Genomic DNA, 18,751 nt, shown 5'->3' on the forward strand with positions numbered 1-18,751 from the left:
CTGATTGGAAACATAAATGGAGTTATAAAAAAAACTATCCTTCTTTTTCGCCGTATTCATGTTGATTCTAGACACCAACTGATTCCATCGAAAAGTACCTTTTGATTTCCTTCATGTTGCAATCCTTCTGAAAAATGTGTAGGAGTCATACAAAAAACTTTACCTTTGCCATACAGATGTCGCCAAGCGGCGATTGATTCACCATAGTGAGAATAGCTGTGCATCAGAACTTCCGTTTCTCCTATAGCTACTTCAGTGAAATAGTGTTCGTCCCATATTTTGTAAGATTTACCGTTTGGTTCTCGATAGGTTACTTCTGTAGGTTTGGGATGATGAAGGAAGCGCCCCCGCAACATCTCACTAAAAGCAGAGTGGATCGGGTAGCTAGAAAGTCCTGAATGATAGGCAATCAGGCTTCCGCCACTCGCTACATACTCGGTGATCAACTGATCATATGTTTCATTTAACCAAAAAGCGTCATTTGTTTCGGGCGCTAACCGATTTTCCTTTGAAAGGAGGAATAAATCAGGTTGCTCATGTAATGCTTTGGTTAGTTGCTCGATCGTCAGATCAGTCATCTTTAGTTCTTGTGGGAAGTACTTAGAGATCCCCTGAAAATAGTTGACTAACGGATCATGCGGATGGTAAGAATCGCCTAACAACGCGATCATTTTTTTCACTAGGAACACACTCCTTTCACTTAGGTACTCGTTTATTATTTTTCATACATGTGACAAATTTCCTTTGTACATTCGTATACTTTACGATAACGCGCATACACCTTTTGGTAAACTTCCACTTGTTGCGGGTTCGGTTGCACAGGGGATTGGTAGGAAACAAAAACACTTGCACATTCGTTCAAATCAGTAAACCAGCCACAGCCTACTGCTGCTAACATAGCGGCACCAAGCCCAGGTCCTTGTTCGGTGGTTAAAGTAACGATTGGTCGATTGAAAATGTCCGCTTGCATTTGGAGCCACGTCTGATTTTTTGCGCCGCCACCGACTGATACGATTGTTTCGATTTTTTGTTGTGTCATCTCTTCCATGATCTCTTGGGAGTCCTTTAGAGAGAAGGTGATCCCTTCTAGCACGCTACGGGTAAAATGTTTCAACTCGTGTTGCGTATCTATCCCAATAAAGCTTCCTCTGATTTGGCTATCACTGTAAGGCGTCCGTTCCCCTACGATATAAGGAGTGAACAATAAGCCATTACTGCCTGCATCAACGCTTCCGATTTCTGATAGCAACTCGCTGAATGAACGATTAGGAGCAAAGCGCTGTTTGAACCAACTCAAGCTGTCGCCAGCTGCTAAGGTCACACCCATGGAATACGCGGCGCCTGAGGCATGTTGGAAGAGATGAAGCTTTCCTTGATAGTCTCTGTCCACATTCTTTTCGTATCGAAGGAATACTCCGCTTGTACCGATGGAACATAGTCCCAGACCTTCTTCTAAAATACCAGCGCCAACAGCGCCACAGGCATTGTCGGCACCGCCTGCGATTACTTTGACTGGCTTGGTAAAGCCGTATCTTTCTTTTAATTCCTCTCTCAATGTCCCCACCACTTCAGTAGAAGCCACTAAAGAAGGTAAGATGGCTGGGTCGATCCCAAATACTTCTAAGATTTCTTCGTCCCACTGCTTCGTTTCTTGATTCAGCAGTAGCGTTCCAGCCGCATCTGAATCGTCCATATGATACGAACCGGTCAACCAGAAACGCAAATAATCTTTCGGTAATTGTATGTGTTTAACCTTTTCCCAACTCGCTGGTTCGTGTTCTTGAACCCATAAGATTTTCGGTAGTGTAAATCCTTCTAAGGCTTTGTTTTTCGTGTGCTGTAACAACTTATCCCCCATTATTTCAGTGATTCGTTGACATTGTGCTGTCGTACGAACATCATTCCATAAAATAGCTGGTCTTACAACTTGATCTGCTTCATCCAAAAGAACTAAGCTGTGCATCTGTCCAGAAAAACTGATGCCTGCCAATTCCTCTTTAAGATCAGTCACTTCCTCTAATAATTCTTTCAATATTTGATCTGCTGCTTTGAGCCAATCCGCCGGTTGTTGCTCGCTATACCCCATCTGCGGATTGCTCATAGGGTAAGAAGCAACTGCTTCTGCCACTAACTTTCCTTTTCGATCAAACACTAGGCCCTTCAAGGCACTTGTTCCTAGATCTAAACCTAATACATACATGAATCGTTCCCCTTTCCGACAAAAACAAGCGAAAGAAACAGTCCGTTCCATCAAGACACCGCCTGTTCCTTTCCACTGATTACATACGCTTTTTATTCTGTTTCTTCTGTACTTTCTACCGAAGAATCTTCTACTGAGTCTGTTTTCACTTTACTTTTTTCTTTTCCATACTCTTCTAACTCTTCCGCTAACACATAGTTGACATCGATCGGAATCGTTGCGTCAATTGTTTCACCGTCGATTGCTTTCACTAAATTCTCGATCACTTGATAACCGATTTGGTACGCATCTTGGTCAACAATCGCTGTGATTCGTTCGTCCGCTACTCCGCTTAACCAAGTGTCCGTATAATCAAATCCATAATGAAGCACTTGTCCTGCTTTTCCTTGAGATTCTAACGCACTCATCACACCAACATTCGGCCCTTCTGAACCTAATGAAAAGACAGTGACTAAGTCTCTATTCGCCGCAATGTAGCCTTCTAATTGTTTTTTAGATTCTGATGGTTGATCATTGTCTTGAATCGTCGCTAAAAACTTAAAGTTCTCAGCATCTTTTCCATAGATCTCTGCAAAACCTTCTTTCAGTCCTTTTTCACGATCGATCATAGTTGGTTGTGCGACGTCCACACAAACGATTGCGATCGAACCGCCGGTAATGCCTTTTGCCTTCATTTCTTCAGCAGCACGTAACCCTAATTCTTTTCCAGCTGAGACATTGTCTGTACCGACGTAAGCTGTCCGATCTTCTGGATTTTCTAAATCGGCATCAAAGGTGATGACTGGAATATTTTTATCCATGGCTGCTTTGATTGGATCAACAAACGCTTTTTTCTCAATCGGTGCAATGGCGATTCCTGCTACGTTTTTGGCAACTGCTTCTCTGATAAAGCCGATATGTTTCTCTTTCTTACTTGGTTCAGCAGAAGGAGATGTTTTCGTGACCAATGTATAGCCCAATTCTTGTGCCGCATCTTCTGCTCCTTTTTTCATGGGGTTCCAATAAGCTCCGGTGTCTACGATTGGAATGAAATACAAGGTCTTTTCACTATCTGCATCCGCAGAATCACTCGTACTACATCCTGTACCAACTAATAATAACGCAACGAACATACTGATGACCCAAAATGATTTTTTTAACATGGTCTTTTCACTCCTTAGGTTGTAATTATGACTGACGACTTGCTCGACGTTTCAAATAATCAATGATGATTGCTAAAATAATGACTAGACCGGTCACTGTATCTTGTAAAAATGAATTTACCCCCATCAATGTCAAGCCATTTTTAAATACTTGTAAGGTTAAGATACCTGCTACCGCTCCACCAATCGTGCCGATGCCACCGCTAAATGATGTACCACCCATGATAGCTGCCGCCATTGCGAACAAGTCTAAGCCATTCGCATCTTTGGAAGCGCCACCATTTAAATTTGAAACAATTAACAAACCAGCAATGGCTGCTAACATTCCTTCAATCATAAACATCTTGATGATATGTTTATCCGTATCGATACCGGATAATCTGGCTGCTTCTTGATTTGACCCTACCACATAGGTATATCTTCCTAGACGCGTATTTTTCATTATAAAAGCAAATACAATAATGATAATTAAAAAAATCAAGGCATTGCTTTTAAACATATCCGTGCCGATCGGCGTTTTCGCTAACCGATTGAACCACTCGTTTTCGGAACCGATAAATTGTTCGTCCGTGAAAAAGCCGAGCATCCCTTTGATGACATAACTTGTTCCTAACGTTAAAATAAACGAAGGCAAATCAAATTTCTTGATCAACAAAGCGTTCACCGCGCCTAACATTGCCCCTGTCAATAATGCTAGAAGCACAACGACTGGCGCAGGCATTCCTTGATTTGCCGCATATAAACCGAGCATTCCTGATGCCATTCCGACATAACCAATTGATAGATCCACATAGCCGCAAATCAAAATCATCGCATAAGCAACAGTTAAAATGCCTACCGGTGGAATTTGTTGGAAGAAATTTTCAATATTGAATGTGTTTAAAAAATTCGCATTTGCAATTGAAAAATATAGGACTAAAGCAATTAACACTAAATAAACAGAGTAGTTCATAAAAAGTGACTTGATCGTTAACTTGTTTCGTTTTTCCATCGTTCTCTCCTTTGTTTACATATCCTCTAACTGAAGAATCGTTAATGCTCATTAAGCGTAGCATAGGTCATAATCAATTCTTGCGCCTCATCTTTTCTGCCCTGATACTCAGCGACGACGACTTCTCCTGTAATCTCACCTTCACGAAAAACATGGATTCGATCGCAGATCCCTAATAATTCAGGGATTTCTGAAGAGACGATCAAAATCGTTTTCCCTTGGCGTGCCAACTCATTGATGATCGTATAGATTTCTGATTTTGCCCCCACATCAATACCTTTTGTCGGTTCATCAAAAATATATACTTGATTTGTGGTATTCAACCATTTTGCTAAAACGACTTTTTGCTGATTCCCACCAGAGAGACTGGCAACTGGACGCGCAATATCGCTGATCTTGATCTTCACGTCTTGTACAAACTGATGAGCCGTTTGATTAAGTGATTCATGTTTTAATACAAATCCACCTAGATTCGTTATCGTGATATTGTCTTGGATCGAGAGACCAAGAAACAAGCCTTGATGTTTACGGTCTTCCGTTAGTAGTCCAATTCCTTGACGAATCGCATCCACCGGTGACTTGATCACTACCGGCTGGTTCGCCAATTTGATTTCACCAGATTTTGCTCGATCTGCACCGAAAATCAATCGCATCGTTTCGGTTCGACCACTTCCTACTAACCCCGCAAAGCCCAATACTTCCCCTCGTCTTGCCTGGAAGCTAACATTTTTCACCCGCCCAAAAGAATCAGAAAGATTCAAAACTTGTAAGTAAGTTTCTCCTAATTGGGTAGGTTGTTTCGGATACAGATCGTTGATTTCTCGCCCAACTAAGCGAGCGATGATCGCTTCTTCAGACAAGTTTTTCACTTCATCGGTCAAGATATATTCTCCGTCGCGCATGATCGTGATTCGTTCACCTAATTCAAAGATCTCTTTCATCCGATGAGAGATGTAAATACTTGATACACCTTTTTCCTTCAATCTGCGAATGATAATAAACAAAACTTCGACATCTTTTTCAGACAAAGAAGTCGTCGGCTCATCAAAAATGATCACTTTAGCATTCAAACTAAGCGCTCTGGCAATTTCAACTAATTGTTTATTGGCAGTAGACAGCGAAGCAACCAGTGTAGTAGGAGAAATCGCAGATCCCACTAGATTCAGCCATTGTTGCGTGTCTTCATATAATTTTTTGAAGTCAACAATTCCTAGCGCCTTATTCTTATAGGGCAAACGACCAATAAAAATATTTTCTGCCACAGACAAATCTTCTGCTAGATTCAATTCTTGATGAACAAAGGCAATCCCTAATTCTTGTGCGAAGTCAGGAGTCATTTTAGGGATTTCTTTCCCTTCAAATATGATTTCTCCTTCGTCCTTATCAATCAATCCCGCAAGAATGTTCATTAAAGTAGACTTACCGGCTCCGTTTTCTCCCATAAAAGCATGGATCTCGCCTTTATTTATCTCAAGTCTTGCTTTTTTCAAGACGTGGACAGGGCCAAAACTTTTTTCAATATTAGACATTGAAAATAAACGTTCTTTTTCCATGAAAGATCTCCCCTCTTACTCCTGAAGCGACCACACTGTCCTATTCACTTTGCTTTTCCCGATAATCAAAATAATCAAAAACAGCTGGCAAATCATATCCTGAGTAATCGATGTTGACCATTCCCACAAACGCACCCGTAAAAAATCCACCATGGGTTTGGTTGACATATTCATCGGATAGTACTTTTGCGTCTAACTGGATCGCTAATTCGATCCATGTTTTTCCGTCAAACGAATAAGCATATGTGTAAGTTTCTCTTCTGACGATCGTTTTGAAATAAACAACTGTTACATCCTCTGGAATTGGAATGACCTGTTCCTGCAAATAACTTTTGAATACGCCTTGATTATTCTCAGTGAGTTCAATGACACGACCTTTTTCTTCATGCCAAGTCACTTGGATCATTGACCAATGTTGCGAATTGTAATAATTCGTCAGCCCTGCCATTTGCTGGAAGGTCGTTGGCGAATAGCTCAATGCAGTTTCTGCTTCAAACTCAAATGCTTGCCAACGTCTAGCAACTAGGGAGTTTCCATGTGTATTGGCTAAACTTCCGGCACCTCGTAATGTCAGCTTTCCATCTTTCAAGATGCCGATGTCCTTCGTAAAAGGGACACGTACTGTTTGAAATTGTGGTGGCAGTTCGCTTTGTTCGAAGTTAGTCCTTTCTGGCAGTTTTTCATAAGGGTGAGGTGCCACTCCTTTAGGTGCTTCCACCTCCATGCTCCCTTGTTTTCCACCAACAATTTCTGGCCACAATTCTTTAGACCATGTCACTTTTTGGATCGCTGTTTCTCTGCCTAATGTACACCAGCCACGAGGATCATGGATGGATTCATTTTTGTGATGCCACGGTCGACCAGTCAAATGGGCAAAATACCATTCGCCTTCTGGTGTATCGACTAATGCACCATGCCCGCATTTTTGCAGTGGATTTTCTGGAGAGTCATAGGCAGTTAAAAAGGTCTCTGCTTGGCTTTCAAAAGCTCCTTCTAAAGTTTTTGACCGTGCCACTACTTCTTGGTGCGTATAGACGGTACCACCTTCTGCACAAAACAAATAATAATAACCAAATAACTTATACAGATGTGGGCCTTCCACTAATTTCACGTCAGTACCTTTCCAAATGATCTTACCTGTTTCCGGCAGTAGACGTTGCTCTTCTACTGAATATTCGGTGCATTTGATCCCATTAAATGGATGATGGTATTCGCGATGATCCCATTCCATTTGAACTAGGTATTTGCGGCCATCGTCATCATGGAAAAGAGAAGCATCGAAGCCGACACCGTTCAACCGGATCGGTTGACTCCATGGACCAGTGATCTCTTCTGCGGTAGTCAAATAATTTGTACAATCTTTGAACGCTCCATTGACCACTTTGACATCGGTATAAACTAACCAAAATTTCCCATCCGCATAAGAGAGATCGGGCGCCCAAATCCCTCCTGAATCTTCATTGCCCTTCATATCTAACATCTCGACAGAAGCCAATGGACGTGCCACTAAACGCCAATTCATCAAGTCCTGCGACTCATAGAGCTGAACGCCTGGAAACCATTCAAACGTTGAGTTGGCAATGTAATATGTTTCTCCCACACGCACAATAGACGGATCAGCATGAAAACCTGTTAATACTGGATTTTTAATTTTCATCGTACACCTCACTCTATTTTTTTAGGAGAATCCCTTTCAACCATCCAAAGGAGTCAGTGACATCTATCCTTAGCTAACTGAATGAGACTCTCCATAAGTTGGATTAAACTAAATAATCATTCAAACAAGATTTGACATATTCGATATGGCTTGATTCCAGCTCGATATCTTTCAACTTCAATGCATAGTCAGTCAAACTTTCCAAATCTTCCTTGTCGTTGACAATGGATTCCCCAATACCCTCTTGGAACGTAGCATAGCGTTTCTCTTTTAAGGTATCAAAGAAGCGATTCTCTTTTAATTTCGCAGCTGCCTTCAGCCCTCTAGCAAAGGTATCCATCCCTGCGATATGTGCTAAGAATAGATCTTCCATGGCAAAACTGGAACGACGGACTTTCGAATCAAAATTGATTCCTCCTGGTGCGATACCGCCATTTTCTAAGACACCATACATGGCCAATGTGACATCATAGACGTTCGTTGGGAACTCATCAGTATCCCAACCAAGCAACACATCTCCTTGATTCGCATCTAGGGAACCTAACGCATTGTTGATCCGTGCTACTTCGATCTCATGTTCAAACGTATGCCCAGCTAACGTAGCATGATTGGCCTCTAGATTCAGTTTGAATTTCTCTTGTAAACCATATTTTTGAATAAATTGTAAAGCCGTTGCGGCATCAAAATCATATTGATGTTTACTCGGTTCCATAGGTTTTGGTTCAATCAAGAATTGTGGCGTATGACCGATTTTTTCACTATACGCGATCGCCATTTTGAACAAACGTGCAATATTATCTTGTTCAAACGCCATATCCGTATTCAACAACGTTTCATACCCTTCACGACCACCCCAGAATACATAATTTTGACCGTTGAGTTTTTTTGATATGTCTAAGCCTTTTTTGACTTGAGCAGCAGCATAGGCAAAGACATCCGCATGATTCGTTGAAGCTGCCCCATTCACGTAGCGTGGGTGGCTGAACATATTTGCAGTATTCCAAAGTAGTTTGATTCCCGTACGCTCCATCTGTTCCTTGATCAAATCTGTGATTTCATCTAAGTTTGCATAGAATTCTTCTAAACTATTCCCTTCAGGCGCGATATCGACATCATGGAAACAAAAATATTCGACACCTAATTTTTCTAAAATCTCAAAAAAGGCCGCTACTCGATTTTTTGCGGTTTCCATTTCAGTCGCACCTAGCCACGTTCTTTGATTGACTGGTGAGCCGAATGGATCACTGCCATCTTGTGTCATGGTATGCCAGTAAGCAACAGCAAATCGTAAATGCTCCTTCATCGTTTGACCGGCAACTACCTCTTCTGGATTGAAATGGCGAAAAGCAAAGGGATTGGTTGTCGTTGTTCCTTCATATTGGATTTTTTCTATTTGTGGAAAATAGCTCATATCATATTCCTCCTAATTTATTCATTCTTTATTAGTTAGTTCATCTAACAAACTAACTTAACAAGCATATAGTATACGCTTTCATAATTATAGTCAAGTTATTTTTTTATTATTATCAAAGCATTTATATTCGAATGAAGTTAATTTATTTACTTTACAAAACGAAATAGCTATAGATAAATAACTAGAAAAATAATGAGATTACCAGTATACTTTAGAACGTATCCTCATTACATAATGAATAGGAAGTGATTTACTTTGAAAAATCCAACGTATACTCGACGGAGCCCAAATGAGTCTCTCTGTTTAGAATTGATTATGAATCAACCAGCTCTTTCCCGTGCAGAGCTTTCAGCCATAACTGGACTAACCAAAGCAACTGTGTCCTCCATTGTGAAAAAATTGATCGATGATCAACTAGTCATCGAGACCGGCATTGGAGAATCTAGTAATGTCGGTGGACGTAAACCGATCATTCTTCAATATAACGGAAAAGCTGGGCTCTCTATTTCCATTGACATCGGCTATAATTACATCCATGGTCTCCTTACTTATCTAGATGGGGAAGAGATCCAACATATCCAAAAAAAGCCAATCACATTAGATGAGGAAGCCATCCATCTATATCTTTCAGAAATCTTCACGTTATTTGAGCAACATCTTCCGACGACAGAATATGGGATTATTGGGGTAGCAATTGCCGTGCATGGCCCTGTCTACCAAGGTGAGCCAATTTTTGGCCCTCATTACAATTTCGATCACATTCCTTTTCGTAAAATAGCTGAAAAACTGAGAAACTATCCTGTCTATTTAGAAAATGAAGCAAATCTTGCAGCTTTAGGTGAGTATAGCTTTACCTCAGATTCGGAAAATCTTGTCAGTATCAATATGCACAGCGGCATTGGTGCAGGAATCGTCAAAAATGGGAATTTAGAGGTTGGTGCACATGGTTTTGCTGGTGAAATCGGTCATCAGATCATCGTGATGGACGGCAAGGAATGTCGCTGTGGCAACCGAGGTTGTTTGGAAATGTACGCTGCCAACAAAGTCTGCTACGATCGATTTGCTCAGAAAAAAAAGTTGGACTATGTCAATGCCATCATCCTTCGAGAATATGTTCAAAACCAAGATCGTGATGCATTACAAGTCGTGGAGGAAAATATCAACTACTTGACGATCGGTATCAACAACTTGATCGCCCATTATGACCCATCGATCATTATTTTGAATAGCTCACTTTATCGCGAAATACCTGATATGATCGAACAATTAAAAGGGAATCTGCACAATCATTTTTCGAATCAATTAGTCGTCCGCAACAGTTCCTTGAACGAAAAAGCGACACTTCTAGGAGGATTGGTCTTAAATCTCCAACATTTTTTAGAAATCAAACACCTGAAATTAAAATAATCATGAATCAATAAAAAAATCTGCCAAACCGGAAATCATTGAATTCCAGTTTGGCAGATTTTATCTAAATAAAGTACTCGTATCTTTAACTTGAAATTTTAAATAGTAAAAGAACAAAAATACCTTCTACAATTGATCAAACACTTCAACAACATGTTCCACTGTAAACTGATAATTTTGGATGATCGTTTCCCCAGGTGCGCTCGCGCCGAAACGATCAATCGCAATGATTGCCCCTGCTGTCCCTGTATAGCGCTCCCAGCCAAATGAAGCAGCCATTTCGATAGAAACACGTTTCGTCACTGCTTTTGGCAAAACACTTTCTTGATATTCCGCGGATTGTTGTTCAAACAAATCAAAACTTGGCATAGAAACCACTGAGACATCTTTTCCTTGTTCCGCCAATACTTTTTGCGCTTTAACAGCTAGATCCACTTCTGAACCTGTCGCGATCAAGATTCCTTCTGGTTGTTCCCCTTTAGCCGGAGACAAGACATAGGCACCTTTTTTAACCATATCATCTGCCACTTCTTTCGTTGTTGGAAGAACTGGTAGATTTTGACGACTCAAGACTAAGATCGTTGGTGTATCTGTGGATTCCATCGCTACTTTCCATGCCGCACGAGTTTCGTTCCCGTCCGCCGGACGTAAGACATGGACACCTGGCATACTTCTAACCGAAGCCAATTGTTCCACTGGCTCATGCGTCGGGCCATCTTCACCAACTGCCACAGAGTCATGGGTCAAGACATAAATGACTGGCGTGTTTTGGATCGCTGCTAAACGCACAGCTGGTCGCAAGTAATCCACAAAGACAAAGAATGTTCCCCCATAGATCCGGGTACCGCCATGCAATTGGATCCCGTTCATCGCTGATGCCATCGCAAACTCACGAACACCAAACCAAATGTTGCGGCCTTCATAGTGTTCAGGCGTGAAGTCTTTGTCTGCTGTGACCATCGTATTGTTTGATCCGGATAGATCGGCAGAACCACCCCAGAAACTTGGGATCGCTTTTGATAATTCTTGGATGACTTCTTTACTTGAGACACGACTGGCTTGGCTTTCGCCTTCATCGTATGTTGGAAGCTCTGCATCCCAATTCTCTGGTAATTTCCCAGCAAAGGCATCTTCGAATTGTTGCGCTAATTCTGGATACGCTGCTTTGTATGCTGCGAACATCTCACGCCAAGCATTTTCAGCTTTTTCGCCTTCTTCAACCATCGTTTGACGGAAGCGTTCCGCCACTTCTTCTGGTACGGTAAAGTCAGGGTATTCCCAACCATAGATCTCTTTGGCTTTTTGAATGCCTTCTAAGCCAAGTGGTGCGCCGTGGACCGCAGAAGTTCCTTGGTTTGGTGCACCAAATCCGATGACCGTTTTCACTTCGATCAATGTCGGTTTGTCTGTTTCGGCTTTCGCTTCTTCGATTGCTTTTGAGATGGCTTCTAAATCATTGCCGTCTTTGACCAAGAGATGTTGCCAACCGTAAGCTTCATACCGTGCGCCAACATTTTCAGTGAAGGCTTTTGAGGTTGGTCCATCTAAAGAAATATCGTTTGAATCGTATAAAACGATCAATTTACCAAGTTTCATATGACCAGCCATCGAACTTGCTTCTTGAGACACGCCTTCCATCAAGTCGCCATCGCCACATAACGCATAGGTATAATGGTCAACGACGTTGAATTGGTCTTTGTTGTAGGTCGCTGCTAGATGCGCTTCTGCCATTGCCATCCCCACAGCCATCGCGATCCCTTGACCTAAAGGACCAGTCGTTGCTTCGACGCCGTCCGTATGGTTGACCTCAGGGTGTCCCGGTGTTTTTGAATCCCATTGACGGAATTGTTTCAAGTCATCAATCGTCACTTGGTACCCTGCTAAGTGCAACAAGCTGTACAACATCGCTGAACCATGTCCCGCAGATAAGACAAAACGGTCACGGTCTGCCCAGTTTTTAGAAGTTTTCGGATTCACTTTCAAGTGTTTCGTCCAAAGGGCATAAGCCATTGGCGCGGCACCCATTGGTAACCCCGGATGTCCTGAATTTGCTTTTTGTACTGCATCAACACTCAATGTACGGATCGTATTCACACCAAGCTGATCTACTTTATCAAACAATATAATTCCTCCTTGTTCATTTCTATAAAATAATGTCCATTCCTTAAATTTCACTTTGAAAATAAGACAGAAGAATCAAAAATGAATGAGGCATTCTCGATTTTCCTGTCTTATTACTCGATGGTGACCGACTTTCTCACGACCTCTGATAAACGGTGTTCAAGGAGCAACACTTCGGTCATAAGTCAGAAACATCAAAAATGAAAAAGCCATTTTCGATGTTCCTGACTTATGCCTTAGTGCTGAACGCTCCTTTCACAACCTCTTTTTACCCGATCGTTTTCCCAGTCATTTCTTCATAATCGGTTTTCATGATTTCCCATGACTTTTCGATTTTTTCATCTAAACCAAACAAGCCACTGCGACCGACGATATAAATATCTGGTCCTGCTGCATCGATTCGTTTGAAGGATTTACGGTTAGAAGAGCCGTCCATTTCAATCACATAATTATACCCTTTTTCTTCGCGGAGTTCGCGTAAAGCAACGATTTTATCCAGTGTACTTTCAATAAACCGTTGTCCAGCAAATCCTGGATCGATCGTCATGATCGTGATTTTATCGACCAATTCGATGTATGGGAAGATGGCTTCGATCGGTGTCTCTGGGTTCAAAACGACGCCAGCTTTTAACCCTGCATCATGGATTTGATCGATCAAACGAAAAGCTAATCCATCTAATAGTTCGGCGTGCATACAGATCCATTCACACTTTTGCTCGATTAATTGATTCACCCAAAAACTTTGATCCTTAACCATTAAGTGCACAGACATTGGTAGATTACTGATTTTACGTACCTCGTCAATGAACCATGGAGATAACGTGATATTTGGTACATAATGACCATCCATGATATCGATATGGTAAGAATCGACATGATCATTTAAAAATTCGATTTGTTCTTTGAACTTATCTAAGTCCATCGTCATCAATGAAGGTGAAAATTCCACTTTTCCCATTTATTTGTTCCCTCCTTGAAAGCTTTCCCAGTCCGCCATGAATTGAGCAATCCCTTTATCTGTCAACGGATGGCTCCACAACGTCTGGTACAATGATGGCGGTACAGTAGCAATATGTGCACCAACTAAACTTGCTTTTTCCACATGTTCCGAAATGCGAACACTTGCTGCAATAATTTCTGTAGAAAACCCGTAAGTATCAAGTACTTCACGTAGTTTTGCGACAAGCTCGATCCCGCTCGTTCCGGTATCATCTAATCGTCCTAAAAATGGTGAAATAAATGTCGCACCTGCTTTTGCTGCTAGCAACCCTTGTGCCACAGAGAAAATCAATGTGACATTGGTCTTGATCCCCAATTTAGATAATTCGTTCGTCGCTTTCAATCCTTCTTCTGTCATAGGGATCTTGATCACAATGTTTTCCGCCCATTGGACGATTTCTTTCGCTTCTGCGACCATACCGTCTGCTTCCAAACTAGTCACTTCTGCTGAGACAGGTCCGTCAACGATCGAACAGATTTCTTTGATGACTTCTTCAAACACGCGTCCTTCTTTGGCAATGATCGTCGGATTAGTTGTCACCCCATCGACTAAACCTAGCGCATTGATTTTTTTGATTGCTGTTACATCTGCTGTATCTAGAAAAAATTTCATCGATTTTGCCCCTCTTTTTTACGCACTTATTTTAAAAAATCTGAATATCATCTAAACTGATATCTTCTTCCTCTTTCTCTACTACTAAATCCATTTCTTCTTCCGGCACGTTCTTTTTGATCACAGCTAAAACGACGGCTGTAACTAAGACGTTCACTAAGATCGCGATCACACCTGCCCATGGTCGAGACATCGTTGGGATCATCAAGACACCACCGAAAGGAACCGTTGCATCCGCACCTAAGATCATCGTTGTTGCACCACCAGCAAATCCACCGATAGCTGTTGCGACTACGCCACGTACGATATCGTTCATAACTAAAGGAATCACACCTTCAACGATATTGATGACACCCATTGGTACGGCTGATTTCAATGTTTCTACTTCCACTTTTGTATAGATATTCTTGCGGAACATTTTGGCGATAAAATAAGCTAACCCGAAACCGATCGGTGTGGCTGTATTCACCAATTGCAATGCGGTGATTGGGCCATTCACCCCTTCCGCTTGCATCGTCAAAACAAAGGCAAATACGGTTTTGTTGATTGGACCACCGTAGTCGATCCCACTTAATAAGCCGATCACACCACCAAAAATCAATAAGGAAGAATTGCCTAATCCATCTAAGAAATTCGTTAATAATAGCGTTAATGCTGCGATTGGCGCGCCAATGATATACACCATGACCAAGCCACCAACAATTGAAGCAATAAATGGAATAATCAATGTTGGCATCAATCCTTTTGCCCATTTTGGTACTTTGACATGTTTTAAAATACCTAAAACCAGATACCCTGCTAAGTAACCACCTAAAATCCCACCGATAAAACCAGCACCAATTGCATTTGCTGTTAAACCAATAATGAAACCTGGTGCGATCCCTGGTTTAGCTGCAATAGAATAAGAAATCCCAGTAGCGATCACAACTGGTAATAATCCTAAACCAGCACCACCCATCGTTGCTAATGCATCCCAAATCGAAAACTCTCCTTGTACAAGTGTTCCTTGACTTGTTCCGCCAAATGCCATGCCGATTGCAATTAAGAATCCGGCACCGCATACGATTGGAATCAAATATGAAATCGCTGTCAATAAATGTCCTTTTAAATTTAACTTTTTAATTGCCTCCATTTTTTTGTCTCCCCCATTCTGGTAATTATTGTTGTACGACTACTTCTTCTACTTTTTCAATCAACTTACTCGGTGATTTTACAGCAACTTCTGTCGGTACTTGTACGATTCGTTTTCCTTCAAAACGTTCACGACCACTGATTTTGACATCTACAGCTAAAATCACGACATCTGCTTGACTGATTTGCTCTGCCGTCAATTCATTTTCGATCCCGATCGTTCCTTGTGTTTCTACATGGATCTCATGCCCTGCCTTTTTTGCGGCATTCTCCAACTTTTCTTGCGCAATGTACGTATGAGCGATACCCACCGTACATGCTGCTACTCCAACGATTTTCATTTTTTTCTTCCTCCTCACTCTCTAGCCAAATGCAGCAACTACTTCATCGATTTCTCTTGCAGCAATCAAACGTTCCACCACTTCATCATTTCCTAACTTACGGGCAAATAAGGACAACAATTTTAAATGTTTTTGCGCGCCCTCCGTATCGTCTCCGACTGCAAACAAGATGATCCCTTTCACGCCCTTACCATCTAATGTTTCCCAAGGGATTTCATTTTCGGTCACCCCGATCGCCACACCGACCTTCTTCACATACGCACTTTTTCCATGTGGAATAGCGATATAATTACCGATCCCTGTTTGACCTTGCGCTTCTCGCAAATAAATATCTTTCACAAATGCTTCGACATCCGTAATGTATTCTTGTTCATATAAACGATTGGCTAATTCATACAAGACCTCATCTTTCGTTTTTCCGTTTAAGTTCGTTTTGATGATTGTTGGATCAATGATTTCTTTGATCTCCATTTTCCTCACTCCTCATTAGTTACTGACAACTTCCATTGCTTTTTCGATTAATTTGTTTGGTGATTTTACCGCGATCTCTGTTGGTACTTGGATGATTTTCTTTCCTTCGAAACGTTCCCGTCCACTGATCTTGACATCCACTGCTAGAATCACGATATCGGCTTGATCGATGGCTTCTTGTGGCAATTCATTTTCAATGCCGATCGTTCCTTGGGTTTCGACATGGATCTCATGACCCGCTTTTTTCGCTGCATTCTCTAATTTTTCTTGTGCAATATACGTATGGGCAATACCCACTGTACATGCTGCTACTCCAACGATTTTCATTATTGGTTCCTCCAATTTTTGATAGTATGTTTATCGTTCTGTGAAATTACCTGCTTTCAATTCATCTAGATAGTCAGGATCAGCCAGTTGTCGCATAAAATCAGCAAGCTGTCGTTTGACTGCCAGTGTTTCGTTTTCTGCTAGTAAGACAACGATGATCAATTCCACTTGTAAGATTCGTTCCGACCATTCAGTAATTGGCTGTTGGGGACGAATCACCCAGACCTGTGTTTTGGCTAACGCTGGATGTTCAAGATGAGGTAAAATCACGCCTTCCTCAATTTGGATATCTCCTACCGCTTCTCGTTGAAACAATGCCTGTTGGATCGCTTGTGCCTCTTCTTTTGAAGCAGGAAAGACATGTTGACTGACCCATTCATAGGTTTCTGCCTTTGACGTTAATGCAATCTGATCGAATGTTTCTACGAAATTATCTATCATGATAAATATCCTCGATTTTCTTTTGGATTCTTGACTGATCATCAGCGGTCAACATCGCACTAACGATCAAAGATTGAACAGGAAACGCTTCTTTCAACCCAACTGTCGTTAAAATCAACTCGATTCCTGGCGTCTTTTCTAACACCGATTGATAATTTTTAGTGCTGATCACATCCACGATCTCTAGTTCAGGAAATTTTTTGGCTAACTTCACCTTCAATAATTCAGAAGTCCCTACGCCTGTTGTACACATGATCAGTGTTTGGATCGGAAATTGGTGCGTCTCGATCATTCGTGCAAAATACAAGGTGATAAACCCGATCTCATCAGGTGTGATCGTTGGTAACTGAAACGTTTGACTCACCTGTTCCGACACTTCAGCAACAGCATTAAAAATCGTTTCATACGTTAATTGGATTTGATCCAACAAACTATTTTTCACTCTGATTTGATGACGCAATCGATTGACCAAAGGTTTGATATGATTAGCAAGATCTGTAAAAATCATCTCATTCGCTACATTGAGATTCAGCTTCTCACCTACTTGGTACAAATAATAAGAAGTAATCTCCAACACTTCTTCTGTAAACGTTTGCGTTTTAGCTTGGTTATTATCCGTTCTGGAAGAAAGTAAATATTGATAGAGATAGTAGATCTCACTTACTGGTAATTTCGTTTTCAAATACACTTCCACTTGGCGGATCACTTCGATGGCAATATCGCGAATCAAAGATTCATTATCTAAAACTTGTAATTGTTCCATCGTTAATTTTTCTCCAGTGGCTTGATAATTCGTTTTTCTTGCGCGGCGTACCGCAATGTATAGATGGGAGAAAATATTGATATTATATGGGTAAGGAATCGTGCCATTTAATTTCTTTTCAATCAGCTTGATCTGTTCGATGACAAAATTCGCATCATACCGATTGAAGTCGAATTCATCCGATAAAGCGATTTCATCAATATCGAAAATATTCAATCGTTGAATCAACTCAGTGATCGCTCGACGGATATTCTCTTCCTTTCCTTCGATGGCTAATGTCCGATTTTTACGGATCAATTGCAGATCATACGCTGAAATCCGTTCCGCAATGATTTTTTCATCATTCGCGATCGCTGAATCACCAACATAATAGGTTTGATACAAATCAATGACTTTAAGGGCTTTCGGCGAGGATAATAATAATTCTTCCATCACATTATTTTGCCGTTCTGACGGTAGCACTTCCACAGAAGACACAATTGTTTGGTTCGTCTGTGCAATATATTTTTCATAATCCAGTTTGTACCCCCGACCCTTTTCAGACAAAATCAGTGGCCCATTCGGAAACTCGTCATTTATTTTTTTAACCAAGCGGTAGACCGTCTTGGTAGAGGTACTCATTAACTCTGCCAACACTTCAGCAGTAACATAATCTCTTTGCTTTGATAAAAGAAGCGTTAATTTATTCCCTCGATCCATTTGACTAGTCATAGCTCTATCCCCCCCCGTATCTTTATCATAAGCGATTTTTTTTATTCTGCTTCACTACATAATGTCCCTTGCAGCGGACAAAATGTATTCGGTTACACAAGGTTGTGAGAAAGCCGGTCAGCTCCGAATAGTAAGGCGGAACGTGGGAAAATAGCTTTCCATATTTTTTCACGTTTCGACTTACTATTGAAGGAGCTGGCTTTCGAACACCGTTTATCTAGGTTGTGAAAGAAGCGTTCAGCACTGAGTAATAAGACAGAAAAATCGAAAATGGCTTTTTCATTTTTGATTTTTTTGGCTTATTATTGAAGTGTTGCTTCTTGAACACCGTTTATCATAGGTTGTGAGAAAAGCGTTTTGACCTGAGCAGTAAGATGGAAAATCAGAAAATAACTTTTCATATTTTTTATTTTTCAGCTTACTCTTGAAGGTCAGCTATTTTAACAACCAAATAGTTATATTTTTTGAA

17 protein-coding genes are annotated in these 18,751 nt (G+C 41.1%); 1 reads left to right on the top strand and 16 read right to left on the bottom strand.

Annotation, left to right across the window (positions count from 1 at the left end; translation table 11 throughout):
• Positions 1-56: 56 nt before the first annotated feature.
• The 7 genes from EM4838_RS13680 to xylA all read right to left on the bottom strand — a co-directional run bounded on the left by EM4838_RS13680 (position 57) and on the right by xylA (position 8,954).
• Positions 57-671, bottom strand: coding sequence for a ThuA domain-containing protein (locus EM4838_RS13680; protein WP_192923828.1), 615 nt, complete (start codon positions 669-671; stop codon positions 57-59).
• 44 nt (positions 672-715) lie between these two features.
• A complete protein-coding gene (xylB, locus tag EM4838_RS13685; protein ID WP_438745416.1) occupies positions 716-2,251 on the bottom strand; it encodes a xylulokinase in 1,536 nt (511 codons plus the stop codon).
• A 41-nt stretch (positions 2,252-2,292) separates the two neighbouring features.
• A complete protein-coding gene (locus EM4838_RS13690) occupies positions 2,293-3,342 on the bottom strand; it encodes a sugar ABC transporter substrate-binding protein (RefSeq protein WP_010734026.1) in 1,050 nt (349 codons plus the stop codon).
• A gap of 25 nt (positions 3,343-3,367) precedes the next feature.
• Positions 3,368-4,333, bottom strand: coding sequence for an ABC transporter permease (locus EM4838_RS13695; protein ID WP_071866498.1), 966 nt, complete (start codon positions 4,331-4,333; stop codon positions 3,368-3,370).
• Positions 4,334-4,374: 41 nt separating this feature from the next.
• The gene (locus EM4838_RS13700; protein WP_071866497.1) at positions 4,375-5,886 is read right to left on the bottom strand and encodes a sugar ABC transporter ATP-binding protein; all 1,512 of its coding nucleotides are present in this window, start codon (positions 5,884-5,886) and stop codon (positions 4,375-4,377) included.
• A 40-nt stretch (positions 5,887-5,926) separates the two neighbouring features.
• Complete coding sequence (locus EM4838_RS13705) at positions 5,927-7,543, bottom strand: glycoside hydrolase family 43 protein (protein ID WP_071866496.1); 1,617 nt, start codon at positions 7,541-7,543, stop codon at positions 5,927-5,929.
• A gap of 103 nt (positions 7,544-7,646) precedes the next feature.
• On the bottom strand, positions 7,647-8,954 hold the full coding sequence (gene xylA, locus EM4838_RS13710) for a xylose isomerase (RefSeq protein WP_071866495.1): 1,308 nt from the start codon (positions 8,952-8,954) through the stop codon (positions 7,647-7,649).
• Positions 8,955-9,212: 258 nt separating this feature from the next.
• Between xylA and EM4838_RS13715 the strand changes: the two genes are divergently transcribed.
• The gene (locus EM4838_RS13715) at positions 9,213-10,364 is read left to right on the top strand and encodes an ROK family transcriptional regulator (RefSeq protein ID WP_071866494.1); all 1,152 of its coding nucleotides are present in this window, start codon (positions 9,213-9,215) and stop codon (positions 10,362-10,364) included.
• Positions 10,365-10,490: 126 nt separating this feature from the next.
• On the opposite strand, the gene tkt is transcribed toward EM4838_RS13715, so the two are convergent.
• The 9 genes from tkt to EM4838_RS13760 form a co-directional block, all read right to left on the bottom strand.
• Positions 10,491-12,485 (bottom strand): transketolase, encoded by a 1,995-nt coding sequence (gene tkt, locus EM4838_RS13720; protein ID WP_100917286.1) that lies wholly within the window; start codon positions 12,483-12,485, stop codon positions 10,491-10,493.
• A 268-nt stretch (positions 12,486-12,753) separates the two neighbouring features.
• The gene (gene alsE, locus EM4838_RS13725; RefSeq protein WP_071867924.1) at positions 12,754-13,443 is read right to left on the bottom strand and encodes a D-allulose 6-phosphate 3-epimerase; all 690 of its coding nucleotides are present in this window, start codon (positions 13,441-13,443) and stop codon (positions 12,754-12,756) included.
• Complete coding sequence (gene fsa / locus EM4838_RS13730; RefSeq protein WP_071867925.1) at positions 13,444-14,097, bottom strand: fructose-6-phosphate aldolase; 654 nt, start codon at positions 14,095-14,097, stop codon at positions 13,444-13,446.
• Positions 14,098-14,128: 31 nt separating this feature from the next.
• Positions 14,129-15,229, bottom strand: coding sequence for a PTS fructose transporter subunit IIC (locus tag EM4838_RS13735; protein ID WP_071867926.1), 1,101 nt, complete (start codon positions 15,227-15,229; stop codon positions 14,129-14,131).
• A gap of 25 nt (positions 15,230-15,254) precedes the next feature.
• Positions 15,255-15,569, bottom strand: coding sequence for a PTS fructose transporter subunit IIB (locus EM4838_RS13740; protein WP_010734014.1), 315 nt, complete (start codon positions 15,567-15,569; stop codon positions 15,255-15,257).
• A gap of 21 nt (positions 15,570-15,590) precedes the next feature.
• Positions 15,591-16,040 carry a fructose PTS transporter subunit IIA gene (locus tag EM4838_RS13745; protein ID WP_071867927.1) on the bottom strand — a complete coding sequence of 150 codons (450 nt, stop codon included), beginning with the start codon at positions 16,038-16,040 and terminating at the stop codon, positions 15,591-15,593.
• 15 nt (positions 16,041-16,055) lie between these two features.
• On the bottom strand, positions 16,056-16,367 hold the full coding sequence (locus tag EM4838_RS13750; protein ID WP_019722933.1) for a PTS fructose transporter subunit IIB: 312 nt from the start codon (positions 16,365-16,367) through the stop codon (positions 16,056-16,058).
• Positions 16,368-16,397: 30 nt separating this feature from the next.
• Positions 16,398-16,808: a PTS sugar transporter subunit IIA gene (locus tag EM4838_RS13755; protein WP_071867928.1), complete on the bottom strand. Its 411-nt coding sequence runs from the start codon at positions 16,806-16,808 to the stop codon at positions 16,398-16,400.
• Positions 16,798-18,282 (bottom strand): BglG family transcription antiterminator, encoded by a 1,485-nt coding sequence (locus EM4838_RS13760; protein ID WP_071867929.1) that lies wholly within the window; start codon positions 18,280-18,282, stop codon positions 16,798-16,800. Before EM4838_RS13760 ends, EM4838_RS13755 begins: the two co-directional genes overlap by 11 nt.
• Between the last annotated feature and the right edge of the window lie 469 nt (positions 18,283-18,751).

The sequence above is a fragment of the Enterococcus mundtii genome, assembly GCF_002813755.1.
Lineage (GTDB): Bacteria > Bacillota > Bacilli > Lactobacillales > Enterococcaceae > Enterococcus_B > Enterococcus_B mundtii.

What these genes read in the sequence shown, in the direction of transcription:
- xylA (WP_071866495.1), bottom strand. Translation starts at nt 8,954, where the DNA reads ATGAGCTATTTTCCACAAATAGAAAAAATCCAATATGAAGGAACAACG.
- EM4838_RS13745 (WP_071867927.1), bottom strand. Translation starts at nt 16,040, where the DNA reads ATGGAGATCAAAGAAATCATTGATCCAACAATCATCAAAACGAACTTA.
- EM4838_RS13755 (WP_071867928.1), bottom strand. Translation starts at nt 16,808, where the DNA reads ATGATAGATAATTTCGTAGAAACATTCGATCAGATTGCATTAACGTCA.
- EM4838_RS13700 (WP_071866497.1), bottom strand. Translation starts at nt 5,886, where the DNA reads ATGGAAAAAGAACGTTTATTTTCAATGTCTAATATTGAAAAAAGTTTT.
- EM4838_RS13690 (WP_010734026.1), bottom strand. Translation starts at nt 3,342, where the DNA reads ATGTTAAAAAAATCATTTTGGGTCATCAGTATGTTCGTTGCGTTATTA.
- EM4838_RS13680 (WP_192923828.1), bottom strand. Translation starts at nt 671, where the DNA reads ATGATCGCGTTGTTAGGCGATTCTTACCATCCGCATGATCCGTTAGTC.
- EM4838_RS13735 (WP_071867926.1), bottom strand. Translation starts at nt 15,229, where the DNA reads ATGGAGGCAATTAAAAAGTTAAATTTAAAAGGACATTTATTGACAGCG.
- fsa (WP_071867925.1), bottom strand. Translation starts at nt 14,097, where the DNA reads ATGAAATTTTTTCTAGATACAGCAGATGTAACAGCAATCAAAAAAATC.
- EM4838_RS13740 (WP_010734014.1), bottom strand. Translation starts at nt 15,569, where the DNA reads ATGAAAATCGTTGGAGTAGCAGCATGTACGGTGGGTATCGCTCATACG.
- EM4838_RS13695 (WP_071866498.1), bottom strand. Translation starts at nt 4,333, where the DNA reads ATGGAAAAACGAAACAAGTTAACGATCAAGTCACTTTTTATGAACTAC.
- EM4838_RS13705 (WP_071866496.1), bottom strand. Translation starts at nt 7,543, where the DNA reads ATGAAAATTAAAAATCCAGTATTAACAGGTTTTCATGCTGATCCGTCT.
- EM4838_RS13760 (WP_071867929.1), bottom strand. Translation starts at nt 18,282, where the DNA reads ATGACTAGTCAAATGGATCGAGGGAATAAATTAACGCTTCTTTTATCA.
- xylB (WP_438745416.1), bottom strand. Translation starts at nt 2,251, where the DNA reads ATGGAACGGACTGTTTCTTTCGCTTGTTTTTGTCGGAAAGGGGAACGA.
- alsE (WP_071867924.1), bottom strand. Translation starts at nt 13,443, where the DNA reads ATGGGAAAAGTGGAATTTTCACCTTCATTGATGACGATGGACTTAGAT.
- EM4838_RS13750 (WP_019722933.1), bottom strand. Translation starts at nt 16,367, where the DNA reads ATGAAAATCGTTGGAGTAGCAGCATGTACAGTGGGTATTGCCCATACG.